This window comes from Actinoalloteichus spitiensis RMV-1378 (assembly GCF_000239155.1).
Lineage (GTDB): Bacteria > Actinomycetota > Actinomycetes > Mycobacteriales > Pseudonocardiaceae > Actinoalloteichus_B > Actinoalloteichus_B spitiensis.
Window position 1 is genome coordinate 1 of sequence record NZ_AGVX02000570.1, and the last position, 1550, is coordinate 1550.

Genomic DNA, 1550 nt, shown 5'->3' on the forward strand with positions numbered 1-1550 from the left:
GCCCACCCGACCCGCAAGCCGCGGCCGCGCCGGCCCTGGTCGGCCCGGTCCCGTCCGGTGGTCCGGTGATCACCGCTCCTCCCGGTCCCACCCGGGATCGCCGCGCACGTCAGCGGGGGCGCGGAGCGCGGGGGCGGTCCGCGCTCCGTCGCCTCGGACGAGCCGCCCACCGGCCTCGGTCGGGCGTGTCGCGGAGCAGGCGAGCGGATGCGACGGCCACCCTCCCACCAGCGGTGAGCGGGGCGGACGGCTCCGGCCCACCCCCGTTCACGAGGACCTTCGACCTCGCCGTCCCCGGACCGGGGAGGAGGAGCCCCGGGACCGGTCGGCGAGACGGCGGCTCACCCGCGATGACACCGCGGACCAATCCTGTTGTTCGACGAACGGACGAGAGATGACGGACACCACCACGGACACGGTCTTCGGGCTGTCCGAGATCGACGGGATCGAGATCGACCCGCTCTTCGGGCTGCTCCGCCGGGAACGACCACTGGCCCGGATCCGCATGCCCTTCGGGGGTGAGGGCTGGTTGGTCACCCGCTACGAGGACGTGCGCACAGTCCTGTCCGACCCCCGGTTCAGCGCGGCGGCCGCCGCCGGCGACTCGGTTCCCCGGATGACCGCCGTGGGCAGACCCGATGACACGATCGCCGGTCTGGACCCCCCGGACCACAGCCGGCTCCGCCGGTTGGCGGCACCGGCGTTCAGCCCCGCCCGCCTGGAGTCGTTCCGCCCCCGGGCCGCCAGCATCGCCTCCGACCTGCTGGACGCCGTGGAGCGCGCGGGGCCGCCCGCCGACCTCGTCACGGCGCTGGGCCTCCCGTTCCCGGTGCAGGTGATCTGCGAGATCCTCGGGGTTCCCTACGAGGACCGGGCGAACTTCCTACCGTGGTCGGACGCCGTTCTCTCGACCACCGCCTACACCGCCGAGCAGGCGGCGGCGTCCCTGGCGGAGATGAAGGAGTACTTCGCCCACCTGGTGGAGCGGCACCGCCTCCACCGCCACGACGATCTGCTGGCTGATCTGGTGGCGGCCAGGGACACGACGGTGCCGGGGGAGGCGGACCGGCTCTCCGAGGACGAGCTCGTCATGTTCGCGCTCGTCCTGCTGATCGCCGGGCACGAGACGACGGCGAACCAGATCGGCGACTCCTGCTTCCTGTTGCTGTCGGAGCGGTCGCGGTGGGAACTGCTGGTCGACCAGCCCGACCTCATCCCTCGGGCGGTGGAGGAACTGTTGCGGTTCGTGCCACTGGTCAACGGCGTCACGCTGCCCAGGGTGGCGAAGGTGGACGTCGAGATCGCGGGTGGGCTGGTCCGGGCCGGTGAGGCCGTGTTCACCTCGACGTCGGCGGCGAACAGGGATGAGCGGGTGTTCGAGGATCCGGAGACCCTGGACCTGACCCGGCGGCACAACCCGCACGTCGCCTTCGGGCACGGTCCCCACCACTGCCTCGGGGCGCAGTTGGCGAAGGTGGAACTGCAGATCGCCCTCAGCGAACTCGTCAGGCGGTTCCCGACCCTGCGGCTGGACGGCCCGGCCGAAGCGG

General features: G+C 72.6%; 1 protein-coding gene. It reads left to right on the top strand.

Annotated elements, in window-relative coordinates; translation table 11 throughout:
- Nucleotides 1–394: 394 nt before the first annotated feature.
- Nucleotides 395–1550 (top strand): cytochrome P450 (locus ACTIDRAF_RS0221875; protein WP_016700846.1); only part of this gene is annotated, 1156 nt, incomplete at its 3' end.